An 18404-nucleotide genomic window follows, 5' to 3' on the forward strand; every position below is an offset into this window, starting at 1 on the left:
AATTATACCTCATTATATTTCTTTTTTAAGTGAAACAATAACATTTGAATATCTGCAGGGTTTACACCTGTTATTCTTGAAGCTTGTCCAATTGAAGTTGGTTTTACTTTTTCTAACTTCTGTCTTGCTTCAACAGCTATATTTTCAACTTTTGAATAATCAACATCTATTGGTATTTTTTTACTCTCCAGTTTTACAAATTTTTCAATTGTCTCATTTTCTTTTTTAATGTAACCTTCAAATCTTATTAAGATTAATAAAGTTTGTAACTGTTGTTTTGATAATTTATTTAATTCTTTAATATATTTTTTAAAAATATTAATATCAACTTTAGGTTGTTTTAGTATTTCATATGCACTAAACCCTTGAGTTAAAATTGCTTGACCAGCTTTTTTTAATTCAATTGCTAATTCTGTTTTCGGGCTAAATCTTATTTCCTTTAGTAGTTCTATATTTTCAAAAATTTCTTTTTCAAATTTTTCATGTAACTTTCATTCTTCTTTTGAAACTAAACCAATTTCATAACCATATTTTTTTAATCTCATTTCAGAATTATCATTTCTTAAAGTTAATCTATTTTCTGCTCTACTTGTCAGTAATCTATATGGCTCAATTACTCCCTTATTAATTAAATCATCAATCATAACTCCAATGTATGATTCATTTCTTTTTAAAATTAAAGGGTTTAAATTATCAATTTTTCGTACTGCATTTATTCCAGCAATTAACCCCTGACCAGCAGCTTCTTCATAGCCACTTGTTCCATTAATTTGACCTGCTAAAAATAAATTACCAACTAATTTTAATTCTAAAGATAATTTTAACTGTTGAGGGTCAATACAATCATATTCAATTGCGTAAGCTCATTTATCTACAATAACATTTTCAAATCCTGGTAAACTTCTAAGCATCTTATCTTGTATTTCAATGGGCATTGAAGTTGAAAATCCTTGAACATAAAAAGTATCTAAAGATTTTGATTCAGGCTCTAAAAAAATTTGATGAGTCTCTTTTGTACTAAATCTTACAATTTTATCTTCAAAACTTGGACAATATCTTGGTCCTACTGATTCAATTTCACCAGAATACATTGCTGACCTATGCAAGTTTTCTTCAATAATTTTTTTGGTTTTTGAAGTTGAATGAATTAAATAACAAACTTCTTGTTTTTCATATGGTAAAAAATTACTTGTAGAAAAAGAAAATGCCAAGTCTTCATTTGTTCCAGGTTCAATTAATGCTTTTGATAAATCTATAGAATTAATTTTAACTCTTGGAGGTGTACCTGTTTTAAATCTAAAAGTTCTAAGGCCAAGTTTAACTAAAGTTTGACTTAATGACTTTGTTGTAATTTCATCATTTGGTCCGCCTTCATATTTTTCTTCACCACGATATATTAATGAAGAAAGATAAGTTCCAGTAGTTAAAACAACTGCTTTACAATGAATTTCAGTTTTATCTTCTAATATAACTGATTTAACATTATTATTAGAATCTAAAGTTATATCTTTAACTACACCAATAACTAATTCCAAATTTTTTTGATTTTCAACAACTCTTTGCATATACTTTGAGTATTCAATCTTATCTGATTGAGCACGTAAAGCTCAAATTCCAGGTCCTCTTGAAGAATTAAGTAATTTCATTTGCAATGCAGTTGCATCTGCAGCTTTACCCATTTCTCCTCCAAGTGAATCAATTTCTCTTACAACTATACCTTTTGCTGGTCCTCCAATTGATGGATTACAAGGCATAGTTGCAATTTTATCTCTATATAAATTAACTAAAATTGTTTTCTTTCCTAATCTTGCAGAAGCTAATGCCGCTTCTACTCCAGCGTGCCCTGCTCCAACTACAACTATTTCAGCTTGCATGTGCACGCCTCCTTTTCTTTTATTTTATTCTTTCAAATAAAACTAATTTATTAATTATTTTCTTAAACTTGAAATCTTTCTCTAAATTTTTAAAATTAATATCTTTTGGATCTAATCCCATTTGATTTATCATATTCGGATATGAATTAACAAGAATTGGTTTTAATAAGTAAGAAATAATAACAATATTTTTTTGTAAAACAGAAAGTACTTCTAATAGTTCCTCAAGTTTATTTTCTTTTTCTAAAGTTCAAGGTTTTGAATCTTCAATAAATTTGTTGCATTCTTGTGCAAGTTTTAAAACTATTTGAGTTGCTTCAGACATATTATAGCTATCCATTTTCTCTTTATAATTTTTAATTGTATCAAAAGCATTTTTAACTAATCAATGGTTTGAAACTTTTTTAATTGGCAATAGTCCATCAAAATATTTAATAATCATATTTGATACTCTTGAAATTAAATTACCAATATTATTTGCTAAATTATTATTAAATGATTCTATAAATAATTCATTTGTAAAACTTCCATCTTTATCCGTAGGCAAATTATTTATTATATAAAATCTTAAAGCATCACTTGAATATGTATTAATTATTTCAATTGGATCTAAAACATTTCCAATAGATTTAGACATTTTTTTATCACCGCTTAAAATTCAACCATGTGATAATAATTTATCTGGAGTTTTTAAGCCAAGCGAATTTAAAATTACTGGTCAATAAATTGAATGAAACCTTGTAATTTCTTTTCCAATAATTTGCAAAATTTCAGTATCCTTTGATCAAAATTTTTTTAAAAGTTCATTATTTTTTGATTTATAGCCTAAAGCCGTAATGTAATTTGAAAGTGCATCTAATCATACATAGATTACATGTTTTGGATTTTCCTTTATTTGAATTCCTCAATTAAAACTTACACGTGTAACTGAGAGATCTTCTAAATCATTGTTAATAAAATTATTTAACATTTCTTTTTTTCTTGATTCAGGTTCTAAAAAATCTGTAGAAAATAACTCTTGAAGGTATTTTTTAAAACTTGAAACTTTTAACATGTATGTTTCTTCTTCAAAATTTTTAGCTTCTTTGCCACAAACAAAATGATGAAATGTTTCATCCATTTGTTCTTTTGTTAAAAACTCTTCGCAACTAATACAATATTTTCCTTTATAAGTTGAAGGATAAATTAATTTTTTTTCTAATAAATCACTAAAAATTTCTTTAACAGCAACAACATGGTCTTCATCAGTAGTTCTGATAAAACGAGTATAATCTATATTTAATAGTTTTCATAAATTTAAAAAACCTTTTACAATTTCATCAACATATTCTTTTGGTTTTAAATTTTGCTCTTTTGCTTTTTCTTCAATTTTTTGTCCATGTTCATCTGAACCTGTCAAAAAGAAAACTTCAAATCCGTCTTCTTTTTTATATCTTGAAATAACATCTGCTAATGTTGTTGTATAAGCATGTCCTATGTGTAAATTTCCACTTGGATAATATATAGGTGTTGTTACAAAAAAATATTTTTTCATAACTATTCTTCTATTGAAAGACTATATATTCCCTTTAGCCCTCTATAACTTTCTTTATAAGTTAAACCATAACCAACAACAAATACATCTTCTAATTTAAATAAAGATGCACTTTCTAATTCCATTTTTCTTTCTTTAATATTTTTTTCAATTAAGTTTAAAATTTGAATATTTGCAGGTTTTTCTTTTTTAACAAGACTATGTAATTTTTGTAATCTGTTTCCTTTATTTAAAACATCATTTACAATTAATACATTTTTATCTGTTAAAGTATTTTTTAAACCAAGGTCTATTAATAAATCTTCATTTTCCTTTGGTGTTGTTACAAACTGAATTGTTACATCAATTGGTAATTCTCTAATTAAATCAGCAATAAAAATAAATGAACTTGATAGATCAGCTACAATAACTAGTTGTTGATTTTCATAAGTTTTTCCTAAATCGGTTCCTATTTTGGCAATTGCTGCTTTGATTTCTTCTTCTGTTATTAAAGTTACTAATTTTTGATTATCCATGATTATTCATCACCCTTCTAAACATTTTTTCAACATTTCTGGTGAAAAAATTAATATCAAAAAGCTCATTTAGTTCATTCTTTGATGAAATATATTTCATGATTCCATTTTTAATTAAAATTTCTTTAAAACTTTTTTTTGAAGTTTGGCACTCTAAAGTACACTTCTGAATAAAATCATAAATTTCTTCTCTTGAAAATTGATACTTCATTAAAATATAGGTTAATACTCTTTGACTAAAAAATATTCCCTTTTGGTCATTAATATGTGAGGCAATTAAATCATAATTAATTACCAAATCATTAATTGTATTTGTCATTCTCTTTGATACATAAATAATTATATTATAAATATCTGGAAAAACTAATCTTTCGTTTGAACTATGTGAAATATCTCTTTCGTGTCATAAAACGTTATTTTCAAATGCAGTGTTTACAAAAGATCTTGCATATCTTGAAAGACCACATATATTTTCTGAACTTATTGGGTTTTTTTTGTGAGGCATTGAGCTTGAACCTTTTTGTTCTAAACCAAATCCTTCACATATTTCTTGAACCTCACTTCTTTGAAAATGTCTTATTTCAGTTGCAATTTTTTCAAAAGTTGATGCTATATTTGCAATTACAGATATTAAAAATGCATGTCTATCTCTTTGAGTAACTTGAGTTGAAATTTTATCTAAATTTAAACTCATTGCTTTTGCAACATATTCTTCAACTTCAAGTTCTAAATTAGCATAATTACCCATTGAACCAGAAATTTTTGCAACTTCAATTTGATGTCTTGCTAATCTCAATCTTACAATTTGTCTTTGTATTTCATCAAATCATAAAAGAAATTTTAAACCCAAAGATGTTGGTTCTCCATACATACCATGTGTTCTTCCCATTATGATTATTTTTTTTGTCTCTTCTGCTTTTTGTTTTAAGATTTTACTTAAATTATTTAAAGATTCTTCTAATAAAATATTTGATTGTTGAATCATTTTATTTTGAGCAGTGTCTACAACATCAGTAGAGGTTAAACCAATATGAACTCATTTTTTTTCTGAACCTAATTGTTCTGAGATCATTCTTGTGAATGCTACAACATCATGTTTTGTTTTTTGTTCAATTTCAAGCATTCTGTTAATGTCAACTTTTGCTATTTCTTTAATTTTTTTTGCATCATCAAGTGGAACAAATCCCAATTGTGCCCAAGCATTTACAACATTTATTTCAACTTGTAATCAAATATTAAGCTTATTATTATCCGCTCAAATTTTTTCAACTTCTTTTACAGCATAGCGTTGTATCATTTTTTAATTCACCTCCATTAAAAAATATTTTCCAGTATTATTGTTTGCTCTCTATCTGGACCAACAGAAAATCCTGAAATTTTTATTTCACATACTTTTTCAATCATTTTTAAATAATTTTTAGCAGCATGTGGTAATTGATCAAACGAAGTTACTTTTGTTATATCTTCTTTTCATCCAGGATTTGATAAATAAATTGGTTGACATCTTTCATATTTTTGATTTACACTTGGCAAATTATTAATTTCTTTTCCATCTAATTCATATTTTACACAAATATTAATTTCATCTACTCCTGATAAAACATCAAGTAATGTAATAAAAATTGAATCAATTCCAGAAGTTCTAATTGCATGCTTTAAAGCCACTGCATCTAGTCAACCAATTCTTCTTGGTCTCTTTGTATTTGAACCATATTCATTACCACGTTCTCTAATTCCATCACCAATTTTATTATTTAATTCTGTAGGAAAAGCTCCTGCTCCAACTCTTGTTGAATATGCTTTAACAACCCCCATAGTTGAATTAATTAATTTGTGACTTATTCCACTTCCTGTTGAAGCGTTATTTGCAGATGTATTAGAACTGGTTACATAAGGATATGTTCCATGATCTATATCTAATAAAGCTCCTTGAGCACCTTCAAATAAAACTTTTTTACCTTCTTTGATAGCAGATTCAATAAATGAATCAGTATCAATAACTCTTTCTTTTATTTTAGTATAGGCTTCAATTAAATCTTTATAAGTATCTTCAAAATTTAAAGATTTAATATTAAACATATTTTTTAAAAATTTCATTTGATAATCAAAAACTAATTTAAATCTTTGTTTAAAATTTTCTTCACCTAATTCACCAAGTCTTATCCCTAATCTAGAAACTTTATCTTGATAAGCTGGTCCTATTCCTCTTTTTGTAGTACCAATTTTATTATCACCACGTTCATTTTCTTGTGCTTCATCAATTAATATATGATAGGGCAAAATTAATTGAACTCTATCTGAGATTAAAAGATTTCCATAATCCACTCCACTTTGTTTGATAATTTCAAACTCTTTAACTAAGTTTATTAAATTTACAACACAACCATTTCCAATTATATTTGTTACCCTTTTATTAAAAATTCCTGAGGGGATTATTGTAACTTTATGTTTTTGACCATTGAAATTAATAACATGGCCAGCATTATCTCCTCCTGCAAATCTAACAACCATATTTGCTTTTTGAGCAAAATAATCTGTCATTTTACCTTTTCCTTCATCACCCCATTGGGCTCCAACAACAACTAATGAATTATATTTTTCCATTTTTCTCCTTAATTAAATTTATTCATAATATTTTTAAAATCTTCTTGTGAAATAAATTCTTCTACAAAAGACGATATATTTAAAATCTGTTTTTTTATTAAAACTATTTCTTCTTCTGTCATTTTTGACAATACTCAATCAACAATTTTATATTGGCCTGGATTACCAATACCTATTTTTAATCTATTAAAATTTTCAGTTTTTAAATGACTTATAATATTTTTAATTCCATTATGACCACCAGCACTTCCAGAGTTTCTGAACCTAGTTTTAGACAATTCTAAATCCTTATCGTCATGTAAAACTATAAAGTCTTTGATATCTATTTTATAATATTGCAATATTGATATAATAGCTTCTCCAGATAAATTCATAAAAGTTTGTGGTTTTACAAATAAAATTTTTTCTCCTTTAATATTTGAAAAAAATATTTGAGCATTGAAATTTTCAATACTTTTTTGAAAACCATATTTTTCTAATAATACATCAATGGCAATAAAACCCGCGTTGTGCCTTGTATTAACATAATTTTGTCCAGGATTACCTAAACCAACAATTAATTTTGACATTTTATTTTTTATATCCTTTTATGTATGCATTAACTCGTTTTACTATTTTATCTTGCTCTTCATTGTAAACTCCTGTTAAAGAAGATTTTTCATATGAGCTTTTTATCATTCTTGCTAATAATTTTGCAACTGAGATTATTTTTAAACCTTTAAACTTACGCTCTTGAGGAATTTGAATTGTATCAGTTACAACAACACTATTGACAGTTTTGTCATCAATAACTGCCTGCATTTTTGAAACTGCTTCACCATTAAATAATCCATGACAAGCAATTATATGGATTTCTTTTGCACCTTGTTCTCTTAAAGCTTGTGCTCCTTTTATAATTGTTCCACCAGTATCGATCATGTCATCAATAATAAAACAAGTTTTATCCTTGACATCTCCCAAGATAAACTCTACTTCAGCTTTATTTGGTTCTGGTCTTCTTTTTGCAATAACAGCTATCCCGTTTGTTATATTACCTGTATATTTTGCAACTCCATGTACTCTTGATAAACCACCGTGGTCTGGTGAAACAAGTATACACTGTGATGGATCTAATTTGTTTTTTGAAATTGTATCAATAATTTCTGAAGCTACTATTTGAGCAGTTGAAAAATTATCTGTTGGAATATTAAAAAATCCCATAATCTGAGCAGAGTGCAAATCTACAGTTATTACTCTGTGTGCTCCTGCTGTTTCAATAAGATTAGCAACTAATCTCGAAGTAATTGGTTGCCTACCTTTTGCTTTTCTATCTTGTCGCGCATAACCAAAATATGGAATTACAACATTTATTTTAGCTGCATTTGCTCTTTTAAAAGCATCTACTGCAATTAAAAGCTCCATTAAATTATCATTCACTGGTTGATTTGTTGATTGAACAATATATATCTCTTGTCCTCTAACTGAGTCAAGTGATTGAACAATCATTTCTCCATCCAAAAATTTAGATGTATTAGCTTGTGATTCTTCAACATCTAATATTTCACATATCCTTTTTGTTAAATTTTTGTTTGATGATAAACCAAAAATTTTAATATCTTGTTTGTTCATAAATATAAGTCTCCTTAAATATAATATCAAATTTTCACCTACCTTTTGTCATTTGCTAAATTAAAAAACCTTAAATATAAGAAGAAATAACTAGCAAAGTATAAGAAAAATAATAATCTTTAAGCCTTCTAGGCAATGTTTTTAAAATAAAAAACTATTATCTTTCATAAAAAGTACAAATATTAAGTGAAAATAATTAAATAATAGAAAATAATATATAATCAAATAGGAGTTAATAAAAACTTCTATACTTGTTTGTTATAAGTCTTAAGGACTTTTTTTATTGCAATAATGATGGAGGAAACAAAATGGGATTAGTTTTTTTAGATAATTTAACACACGCAAATGGTGGTAAAAAATTGTATGACAATACAAGTTTTAGGCTAAATAGAGGTGAACATATTGCTTTAATTGGACCAAATGGAACTGGTAAAACAACTTTGTTAAATATAATTGCTGGTAAAATGTTATGTGATAAAGGTGAATTAAAGATTCATCCAAAAACAAAAATTGGTTATTTGGATCAACATCAAGATGTAGATTTAGAAGAAACTGTTGATTCATATTTAAAAGGTGCTTTCGCAGAACTTTTTGAATTAGAAGCAAGAATGAATAAAATTTATGAAGATATGGCTATTGAATATAAAGAAGAAGATCTTGTAAAAGCACTTGGCTATCAAGATACTTTAAATTTAAATGATTTCGATTCAATTGATAAAAAAATTGGGAACTTAGTTACAGGTTTAGGTATTGGTCTAGAGAAACTTCAAACTTCAATGGGCGAATTAAGTGGAGGTCAAAGAGGTAAAGTAATTCTTGCAAAACTACTATTAAGTGGTGATGATTTTTTATTACTTGATGAACCAACAAACTTTTTAGATTTAGAACAAGTAAAATGACTTGCTAAATTTTTACAAACTTTTGAAAAGGCTTTCATAATGGTTTCCCATGATAATGATTTTATTAATAAGACTTGTGGGATAATTTATGCACTTGATAATTTAAAATTAACAAGATATGTTGGAAATTACGATAAATATTTAGAAGAAGCTGAAATACAAAAAGAGCAATATGATAAGGCTTTTGTGGCACAACAAAGAGAAATAAAAAAACTTGAAACTTATGTTGCAAAAAATAAAGCAAGAGCTTCCACTGCAAAATCAGCTCAATCAAGACAAAAACAACTTGAAAAGATTGATGTAATACAAGAACGAAGAGATTTAACAAAACCTAAGTTTTCCTTTTCTTATAAAAGACCAAGTACAAATGTAATTGTCAAAGCTCATAGTTTAGTTATTGGTTATGATTCGCCTCTATTACATGAACTTAACTTTGAATTAAGAGAAGGAGAAAAATGTATTATTAGTGGTAGAAATGGTATTGGTAAAACTACATTTTTAAAAACTATGTCTACAGAAATTCCCGCTTTTAAAGGTGAAGTTGAACTTGGACATGCTGTTGAATATGCATATTTTAAGCAAATTGAAGATGTTAGAGGAATTAGTCCTATAAAATATTTAATGGATAGATTTGATAATATTACTGAATCAGAGGCAAGATCAAAAATAGCCCAATTTGGTGTTAAAAGTGGTTTAATGATGCAACCTATGGAAAAGTTATCTGGTGGAGAACAAACAAGAATTAGGTTAGCTGCTCTAAGTATGATTCCTTGTAGTTTATTGGTTCTTGACGAACCTACTAATCATATTGATGTTTTAGCAAAAGAAGCATTATTAGAAGCAATAGAGAATTTTAAGGGAACAGTTATTCTTACAACTCACGATATTAATTTTTCAACAAACTGAGCAAATAGAACATTAGATTTTTCAGATTTAGTGTAGAATAATTTTATAACTGGGAGGTTTATATAATGAAAAATGAATTTGATCCATCATGTTTTAAATGTGTTGAAGAAATGAAAAAAACAAATAAGGGTGGAGCTGCAGCAAGTGTATTAGCAATGAAAATGCAACAAAATGTAGCTAATCAAGATTTGGATAACATAAAAGTTTGTGAAAGACATGCTTAAAAAAACTAGTTTATTTCAATAAACTAGTTTTTTTTATAAATGTTGAGCCTGACCCACTAAGTTGACCAAGTTCCTTATATTTAATTAAAGTTGGATACAATTCTAATGCTGGAATTTCCAACATATTCTTTTCACATTTATTTTTTCAGCCTTTGATTTCATCAAATTTTTCGTAAACCTTTTTTGTATCACATTTAACTTTTGTAAAAATTAAATCTTCAAATTTTATTTGAATCTTATCTGGAATTTTTTTAACTTTATTGCCATAACTTTTGACTCTAGCAGTACTAAAATTCCAGATAAAAAAATAACAATCTGTGCCAATAGTTTTTGAGATTTTTTTTAATATTTTAATATTATTTGTAAAGTATTTAGCCACTGCAATGGCATTACTACTTCCTCCACCAAGACCTGAACCAATAGGAATATTTTTAAAAATTTTAATATTATAATAGGAAGTAATAATTTTTTTATCTCGTAAATAATTTAAAACGGTATAAATAAAATTCTTCTTTTCTAATTCCTTAAAATTACAAGTTATTAGGTCCTGTGTTTCATTTGATTCAACAATTTCTATTTCGTCATAGAGATCAGGTACTATTGTAAAAATTGAATTAATCTTATGTAGATTTTTCTTTTTTTTACTTACTTTTAAATTTAAATTTACTTTTGCATAACTTTTTATTAACATTTTTTTACCTCATTATAAATTTTTATATACTCATCTAAGTTTATATTTTCAGGTCTTAGACTTTCTTTTATGTTAACTTCATTAAGAATTTTTAAAGCATCTTCTTTATTATTTGTAAAAGAAGCTAAATTATTTAATATAGTTTTTCTTTTATTGTTAAATAACTTTCTAACAAAAGATACAAACTTTAAATCATCATCATTTAATTTTTTCAAATTAGTATCATTAAACTTTAAAGATATAATTGATGAGTCAACTTTTGGAATAGGTTTAAACATATTTTTGTTAACAGTAAATTCATATTTTATTTCAGAATAAAGTTGAACAGCAATAGATAAATTATTGTAATTATTTTCATTGGCCTTTGCGCAAATTCTTTGAGCAACTTCTTTTTGAACCATAAATATTGCTTTATCTAGTTTCTTAGATATATTTAAAGTTCTAAATATTATTTCACTTGTAATATAATATGGAGTATTTGAAATAATTGAAACTTTTTTAAAACTATTATTTTCAATTAATTCATTGAAATCAACTTCTAAACAATCTTTAATTATTAACTCAAGCTTTGTAGAGTTTACTTCTGATTTTAAAATGTCTTCCATATCTCTATCGATCTCTATTGCAATAACTTTTTTATACCTATTAACTAACTCTTTTGTTAGAGCTCCCTTTCCTGGACCAATTTCAATTACTAATTGATTAGATTCTTGATCTAAAATATCAATTATTTTTTTAATTAAATTTTTATCTGATATAAAATTTTGACCAAATTTTTTCTTTGCATATTGCATTATTATTCTCCTACTATTTTTTTAAGATCTTGAATATCTAAATTAACAAAATTAACTCATTTAAATAAAGTTTTAGAATTTATCTTTTCACTTCAATTATATTTCTCTGCTATTTTTTTTCTTGCTTTTGGTTTATAGAAATCATTTTTTAAAAAATCCTCTCAAGTTATACTTAGGTTTTGGGGATCAAATGAAATTAGACTTGATAAAGCTTCTTTTATATCTTCATCTTTAGCTTCTGCAATACCAATTTTTTTTGAATTATTTATGCTTTTTTTGTTGATAAATGCATTAAAACATTTAAAATTAAGATAGATATTAATTGTGTCACGAATTTTTAAACCAGGCCCATCAGGGTCTGTTAAAATAATTACACCACGTGTCCTGTTAACATCAGAAATAAAATTTAAAGTATTTTTAGATAAAGCAAGACCATTTGTTTCAATGGTGTCAACATTATCATTTCCAAATATTTTTTTAAGTTTGGCAGTGTCTGTTACTCCTTCAACAATTATAACTTGCTTTATCTTCATAAACTTAACATTACCTTTCTCGTGTATATTACTAGTATTTAAAATACTTTTATAGTATAATTATACACGAAGGGTTTTTTTCTTATAAAGGAGGAAATAAATATGGCATCATGAGATCGTAAAAGAGAATTCGTTGCTTTAGATTTAGGAACAGCTAACATTGTTGCTTATCTAGGTGGACAAGGTATCATTTATAATGAACCTTCAACAATGGCATACGACGTTCATACAAATACTGTTATTGCTTCAGGAGAAGCTGCATACGAAATGATCGGAAAAACAAACGATGATATTAGAATGGTAGTTCCATTAGTTGATGGAGTTATAGCAGACCTTGACGCAGCTAAAGATTTAATTAAAATAATCTTTTCACGTATTAAATTATCAGACATCTTAAAAAATGCATTAGTAGTTCTTGCCTGCCCTTCAGGAGTTACTGAATTAGAGAGAAGTGCATTAAAACAAGTTGTTGCAGATATGGGAGCAAGACACGTTCTTGTTGAAGAAGAAGTTAAATTATCAGCAATCGGAGCTGGAATAAATATTTCTATCGCAAGTGGACACTTAGTTGTTGACATCGGTGGAGGAACTACTGATATAGCAATTATTTCAGCAGGTGATATTATTATTTCAAGATCAATTAAAGTTGCTGGAAATCATTTAGATGAAGAAATAAGAAAATATATTCGTGCTGAATATAATGTATTAATCGGAATTAAAACTGCTGAAAAAATTAAAGTTGAAATTGGAGCATTAACAAAAATAGATAATGGACGTACATTCCGTGCATTCGGACGTGACGTTATATCTGGTTTACCAAGAGAAGTTGTTATCTCACCAGATGAAGTTAAAAATGCTTTATTAGCACCATTTTCAAAAATAACAGACCTAATTGTTGAAGTTATGGAAAACACACCAGCTGAATTAGCTGGAGATATCATTAGAAATGGTATTACTATATGTGGAGGAGGAGCTTTAATTAGAGGAATTGATACTTACTTTGAATCAATTTTCCAATTAAAAGTAACTAAAGCTCAAGATCCATTACTAACAGTTATTGAAGGTACTAAAGAATACGAAAAACAAGCAGAAAAATGATTAGAAATCATCGAAATACGTGATTCAAGAGAATATAACATAAAATAATAAATAAGGAAGAGAATGAATCTTCCTTTTTTATTTGTTTTTTTATTTAATAAATACTAGATTATTTAAAAAAAAATGTTTAAACTAAATATATAGTTAAAGTGAGGTAACACTGTGGCAAGAGCAAGTTTAAGAACAAAAAGACATATTGCAATAGACATTGGAACAAGTAAAACTAGAATTTTTATAGAAAAATTAGGAATGGTTTTTAATGAAGCAAGTTTAATAGCTATTGATTATAAAACCAAAAAAGTTATCTCTGTTGGAGATGCTACAAAAAAGTTTGTAGGTAAATTAAGTGGAACAATGCAAATTAAAAGTCTTTTAAAAAGAGGAATTTTAACAGATATGAATTTACTAAAAAAATTTTTATCAACTATTCTTTCAAAATATGAAGAAGAAGTAAAAAGCTCTGTTGTTACATTAGCTTGTCCAATAAGCATGAGTGATATCGAAAGAAGAGCATTAATTGAATCAATTAAATCTCTTGGAGTTTCTCATGTAGTTATTGAAGATGATATTAAATTAGCATTACTAGGTGCCGGATATAATATATATGGATCTGATTCATATATGTGTTTAGAACTTGGTGCTGGTAAAGCAACAATTGGATTAGTAAATAATGGAGAAACAATAAATTATAAATGAACAAAAGCTTGTGGTGAAGCAATTGACCAAGAAATTATAAAAGTGTTAAAAACAAAAGAAGGAATTTTAATTGGAGATGTAACTGCAGAAGCAATTAAAATTGCTGTTGGATCAGTGTTAAAGAATAAAGAGCCTTTAAAAACAAAAGCTTACGGTTATGATTTAAATTCATCAAGACCAAGAGAGATTGAAGTTGAAGATAAAGATATATCAAAACTTATTTTGTCAGTATTTGGAAATATAACTAATACAATAACTGCACTTCTTGAAGAAACTCAAAGTGAAATTGCAGGAGATATAATAAAGAATGGTTTAATTATTACAGGAGGACTTGCAAGAATTCCTGGTGTTAAGTTATTCTTTGAAAACTTCTTTGAAATTCCTGTAATAGTTGCAAAAAATTCTTCAACAGCAACTATTGAAGGAGCCATAATGCATAAGGAAAAAACATTTGATATTATAGAAGCAATGGGTTAGTAATAATATTTTTTATTAATAAGACAAAGTCTTATTTTTTTTTATAAAATAAGACTATAGAACTTAGGGGAAATTATGAATATATTAATAGATAAAATTAGAATTGTTATGGAAAAAGCAATTAAAAAACTTAATTTAAAAGGAGATATTTTAATTGAGAGACCAAAATTAATTCAGAATGCCGATTTTGCAACAAATTTTGCTTTGATTAATTCAAAACTAAATACAAAAAATCCTATAGAATTAGCAGAATTAATTGTAAATGAAATTAAAAATAATGAGATTTTTGAAAATGTTGAATTTATAAAACCAGGTTTCATAAATTTTAGAATAAATAATTCTCTTTTAAACCAAGTAGTTGAAAAAATAATAAATGAAAAAGATAACTTTGGTAAATCAAAAAAGAAAAATAAAAAATATAATTTAGAAATAGTTTCTGCAAACCCTACTGGGTATTTACACGTTGGTCACGCAAGAAATGGTGCTATTGGTGACTCTGTTGCAAGAACATTAAGATTTGCTGGATATGATGTAGAAACAGAATATTATGTTAACGATGCTGGTAATCAAATTAATGTATCTGCTGCTACTCTTTTTTATCATTACAAAAAGATGCAAGGATTAAATGTTGATAAGCCAGAAGAAATGTATGGTGGAGAAATGTATAAAGAAGTAGCCACACTTTTTATAGAGGAATACAAAGATAAATTTAAAGATATCTCAATAGTAAATAATAAAATTAATAATGAAGAGGTAAATAATTTATTTAAGCAAAAATCAATTATCTTTTTTATGAATGAAATTAAAAATCAAATGAGCAATTTGGGAGTTACTATTCAACACTATTCTAGTGAAGCAAAAATGTATGAAAATGATTCAATTAATAAAATTATAAAAAAATATAAGGAACTTGGAGCAACTTATGAAAAAGATGATGCCTTGTGACTTAAAACAACAGAATTTGGTGATGATAAAGATAGAGTTCTTAAAAAAACTGATGGAAGTTTTACATATATAACTCCTGATATTGCATCACATAGTAATAGAATAGATAGAACAAAAGCAGATAAATATATTAACTTTTGAGGTGGAGATCACCATGGTTATATAACAAGATTAAAGGCTGGTCTTGCCTTATTAGGATATGATTTTAATTTAATTGATATAGACATGATTCAAATGGTTCGTCTAATGAAAGATGGACAAGAGTTCAAAATGTCAAAACGTAAAGGTACAGCTGTTTGATTAATAGACCTATTGGAAATGGTTGGAAAAGATTGTATTAGATACATGTTAGTTTCTAAAACTCCATCAAGTCATATGGACTTTGACTTAGACCTTGCATTAGAAAAAAATTCAACTAACCCTGTTTATTATGCTCAGTATGCAACAGCAAGATCTAATAAAATAATTTCTAGTTTTAAAAAATTAAAACTAGAAATTAATAACTCAATTCTTTTTGAAAGTCAAAAAGAAAAGGAAATTATAATATTGTTAGATAGTTTTAATTCAATAGTTGAATACTCAGCAAGTTCTAGACTGCCTAATATTATTTGTGATTTTATACAAACATTAGCAAAATCATTTCATTCTTATTATGCAGAAACAAAAATATTAGATGAGCAAAATATTAATTTAACTAACCAAAGAGTTTTATTAATAAAATCAATTTATCAAGTATTATCAAATGCTTTTAATTTAATAGGAATTGATGTTAAAGATGATATGTAAAAAACATCCAGTATTTTTTAAAAAAATACTGGATGTTTTCTTTCATTTTTAAGTTTTTATCATTTCTTGAACAATATCTGCGACGTGCTCAACATCCGTACCGATTATTAATTGAAGTCCTTGATTACCAAGTCGTTTAATGCCATATATACCAAGGGCCTTTAACTCTTTGTCATCAATTCCAACTTTGTTATCTTTAACAGTTAACCTTAATCTAGTACTACAGTTTTCTACTTTTACAATATTTTCTACTTTTACAATATCAATAATACCTTTAGCCATCATTTCATATTTTTGGTTGGCATTATTTTTTTTATTTTTTTGAAGTGTAGGTACTGCTTCACCTTCTTCTTCACGTCCAGGAGTTTTAATATCAAGTTTTTTGATTAATATACTGAATGTGAAGTAGTATGCGGGAAACGCAAGACCAGCTAATACAAACATTCAAAGGGGATTTGAAATTACTCCATAACCTTTACCATTTACCATACCTTCATATTTACTCATTCCTCATGCATTTGGGAAGGAAATTATATAGTCAATAAATCCACCACTAAATCCAAACCCAATATGCATATGCATTGCAATAGCAATAGCTGCAAAAATTGAAGTATATACAGCATTAACCATTCAAAGAATTGGTCCAACAAAGATAAATGAGAATACTAAGGGTTCATCAATTCCTGTTAAAGCTGCTACAAATGCAACCCCAGCTAAGAAAGTTGTTACCTCTTTTCTTTTTTCTTTTTTAGAACACATTATCATAGCTAATGCTGCACCAGGTAAGCCTCCTCAAAACATTGGGAAGAACCCGGTTTGGAAATTACCAGAAACCATAGATTTTTGGAAAGCATTAATATCTCCAAATATAGTAAAACTTGTAATTCCATCAACGTTATTCATTAAGACTCCATCAGGTAATCCAGACATTTTAATATTAAAGAACTCTTTGAAGTTTTCATTTGAAATGATAACTCCCCCTAAATAGTAATTTGATATTGGTTGTAAAATTGTCTCAATTGCTTTTGGATCTAACATTCCATTTTCTCCAATTAATGGAGATTCATTCATGTTGTTAAATAAAACAATACTTCCTGAAAAGTCAACAATTTGACCTTCAATTGGCATTTGGAACCACAAGAAGGTATTTACAATATGGTGTAATCCTGTTGGTTGAACAATTCTATTTAGAAGTGCATATAAGAACGCTCCTGGAACTGCTCAAGAATCACCAGAGGAAACTAATTTCCCAAATGATACTAAACCATATTGAAACCATGGTCAAAGTATTGCAAATAGAAATGCAACTGGTAGAGATGCTACCATTATAACCATTGGTACAAATCTTCTTCCACCAAAGAATGAAAGAGCTTGTGGTAATTTAATACTTTTAAATTTATTGTATGATCAAGCTGATAAGCAACCCGCTACTATCCCACCTAATACACCAATATTTAAAATATAAGTTCCACCAATAATTTCTAGTTTTTGATTAATCATTCCATATTTTGGCACATAGAATAAACCCGAAAGTGCTCCAGCTAATTCCTTGTTGCCATCTGTTTCTTTATAAAAATCAAATGTTACTACTTTATCATAAAATAGTTTTGGCAATCCACCTTCAGCAAGAAATGCTACTAATATAAGATAAAATGCCGCTCCAACTAGTGCTGCCTCACCACGTTGATCTTTTGATAGACCAAAAGCGGTTCCTATAGCAAATAATAATGGTAGCTGATCAAAAATTGTTGCACCAGGTTTTTGTATAATAAACCCTATTCACCAACCTGCATTATATTGAGTATCACTATTCAATTCCATAGCTAAAGAGCCAAATCGATTAAGTAATGCTGCAAATGGTAACAATGCAATTGGATACATCAAAGATTTACCAAGACCTTGTAGTTTTATCAATAAATTACTAAAAAAGTTATTTTTCTTAGTTTTATCAAAATTTTTTTCTTTCTTTATTTTTGTTTCTTTTGAAACTGTATTCATTTTTTTCTTTTCCTTTCTCATTAATATTTTCTACATAAAATAAAAGAAAGAACTTTTTAAATGAAAAAAATGCAAGTTTTTTGGAATATTTTGAAATAATATTCCATTATTTAGTCATTTCAACTATAAACATTGAAAAGCAAAATAAAAATACAAGAGCTAGGAAAAAAATACAAAAAATAATCATTCACCATTTAAATAACTCAAACATTTCCCTTTTTG

At 27.0% G+C, this 18404-nt stretch carries 16 protein-coding genes; 5 read left to right on the forward strand and 11 right to left on the reverse strand.

Translation table 4 applies throughout. The annotated features are described in order from the left end of the window. Positions 1–2 precede the first annotated feature (2 nt). The 7 genes from mnmG to SCANT_RS05130 are packed head-to-tail and all read right to left on the reverse strand — an operon-like array spanning position 3 to position 8135. A complete protein-coding gene (gene mnmG, locus SCANT_RS05100) occupies positions 3–1880 on the reverse strand; it encodes a tRNA uridine-5-carboxymethylaminomethyl(34) synthesis enzyme MnmG (protein WP_407696226.1) in 1878 nt (625 codons plus the stop codon). Between the two features lie 13 nt (positions 1881–1893). Next, the gene (gene metG / locus SCANT_RS05105) at positions 1894–3408 is read right to left on the reverse strand and encodes a methionine--tRNA ligase (RefSeq protein ID WP_053946640.1); all 1515 of its coding nucleotides are present in this window, start codon (positions 3406–3408) and stop codon (positions 1894–1896) included. 2 nt (positions 3409–3410) lie between these two features. Then, positions 3411–3923, reverse strand: coding sequence for a phosphoribosyltransferase (locus SCANT_RS05110; RefSeq protein WP_053946641.1), 513 nt, complete (start codon positions 3921–3923; stop codon positions 3411–3413). Continuing rightward, positions 3916–5220, reverse strand: a complete 1305-nt coding sequence (gene purB / locus SCANT_RS05115; RefSeq protein WP_053946642.1) for an adenylosuccinate lyase — start codon at positions 5218–5220, stop codon at positions 3916–3918. The genes SCANT_RS05110 and purB overlap by 8 nt, the downstream gene beginning before the upstream one ends. A 17-nt stretch (positions 5221–5237) precedes the next feature. Next, positions 5238–6527, reverse strand: coding sequence for an adenylosuccinate synthase (locus SCANT_RS05120; RefSeq protein ID WP_053946643.1), 1290 nt, complete (start codon positions 6525–6527; stop codon positions 5238–5240). Between the two features lie 8 nt (positions 6528–6535). Next, positions 6536–7096: an aminoacyl-tRNA hydrolase gene (pth, locus tag SCANT_RS05125; RefSeq protein WP_053946644.1), complete on the reverse strand. Its 561-nt coding sequence runs from the start codon at positions 7094–7096 to the stop codon at positions 6536–6538. Between the two features lies 1 nt (position 7097). After that, positions 7098–8135: a ribose-phosphate diphosphokinase gene (locus SCANT_RS05130; protein WP_053946645.1), complete on the reverse strand. Its 1038-nt coding sequence runs from the start codon at positions 8133–8135 to the stop codon at positions 7098–7100. Positions 8136–8443: 308 nt separating this feature from the next. Here SCANT_RS05130 and SCANT_RS05135 point away from each other — a divergent pair, with 308 nt between their 5' ends. Continuing rightward, positions 8444–9976 (forward strand): ABC-F family ATP-binding cassette domain-containing protein, encoded by a 1533-nt coding sequence (locus SCANT_RS05135; RefSeq protein WP_053946646.1) that lies wholly within the window; start codon positions 8444–8446, stop codon positions 9974–9976. A 29-nt stretch (positions 9977–10005) separates the two neighbouring features. After that, positions 10006–10164, forward strand: coding sequence for a hypothetical protein (locus tag SCANT_RS05425; protein WP_158500870.1), 159 nt, complete (start codon positions 10006–10008; stop codon positions 10162–10164). 10 nt (positions 10165–10174) lie between these two features. On the opposite strand, the gene SCANT_RS05140 is transcribed toward SCANT_RS05425, so the two are convergent. Genes SCANT_RS05140 through rnmV form a run of 3 tightly spaced genes read right to left on the reverse strand, consistent with a single transcriptional unit; the run spans position 10175 to position 12182 of the window. Next, positions 10175–10855: a GHMP family kinase ATP-binding protein gene (locus SCANT_RS05140; protein ID WP_053946647.1), complete on the reverse strand. Its 681-nt coding sequence runs from the start codon at positions 10853–10855 to the stop codon at positions 10175–10177. Continuing rightward, the gene (rsmA, locus tag SCANT_RS05145; protein ID WP_053946648.1) at positions 10849–11649 is read right to left on the reverse strand and encodes a 16S rRNA (adenine(1518)-N(6)/adenine(1519)-N(6))-dimethyltransferase RsmA; all 801 of its coding nucleotides are present in this window, start codon (positions 11647–11649) and stop codon (positions 10849–10851) included. The genes SCANT_RS05140 and rsmA overlap by 7 nt, the downstream gene beginning before the upstream one ends. A gap of 2 nt (positions 11650–11651) precedes the next feature. Continuing rightward, positions 11652–12182 carry a ribonuclease M5 gene (rnmV, locus tag SCANT_RS05150; protein WP_053946649.1) on the reverse strand — a complete coding sequence of 177 codons (531 nt, stop codon included), beginning with the start codon at positions 12180–12182 and terminating at the stop codon, positions 11652–11654. A gap of 102 nt (positions 12183–12284) precedes the next feature. Between rnmV and mreB the strand changes: the two genes are divergently transcribed. From mreB to argS, 3 genes are all read left to right on the forward strand, one after another. Continuing rightward, positions 12285–13328 (forward strand): rod shape-determining protein, encoded by a 1044-nt coding sequence (mreB, locus tag SCANT_RS05155; RefSeq protein ID WP_053946650.1) that lies wholly within the window; start codon positions 12285–12287, stop codon positions 13326–13328. Positions 13329–13442: 114 nt separating this feature from the next. Next, positions 13443–14453 carry a rod shape-determining protein gene (locus tag SCANT_RS05160; RefSeq protein WP_053946651.1) on the forward strand — a complete coding sequence of 337 codons (1011 nt, stop codon included), beginning with the start codon at positions 13443–13445 and terminating at the stop codon, positions 14451–14453. Between the two features lie 72 nt (positions 14454–14525). Then, a complete protein-coding gene (gene argS, locus SCANT_RS05165) occupies positions 14526–16184 on the forward strand; it encodes an arginine--tRNA ligase (protein WP_407696241.1) in 1659 nt (552 codons plus the stop codon). A gap of 48 nt (positions 16185–16232) precedes the next feature. On the opposite strand, the gene SCANT_RS05170 is transcribed toward argS, so the two are convergent. Beyond that, positions 16233–18182, reverse strand: coding sequence for a PTS transporter subunit EIIC (locus SCANT_RS05170; protein ID WP_053946653.1), 1950 nt, complete (start codon positions 18180–18182; stop codon positions 16233–16235). Positions 18183–18404 lie beyond the last annotated feature (222 nt).

Origin of the sequence: Spiroplasma cantharicola, from assembly GCF_001281045.1 — a bacterium.
Classification (GTDB): Bacteria; Bacillota_I; Bacilli_A; order Mycoplasmatales; family Mycoplasmataceae; genus Spiroplasma_A; species Spiroplasma_A cantharicola.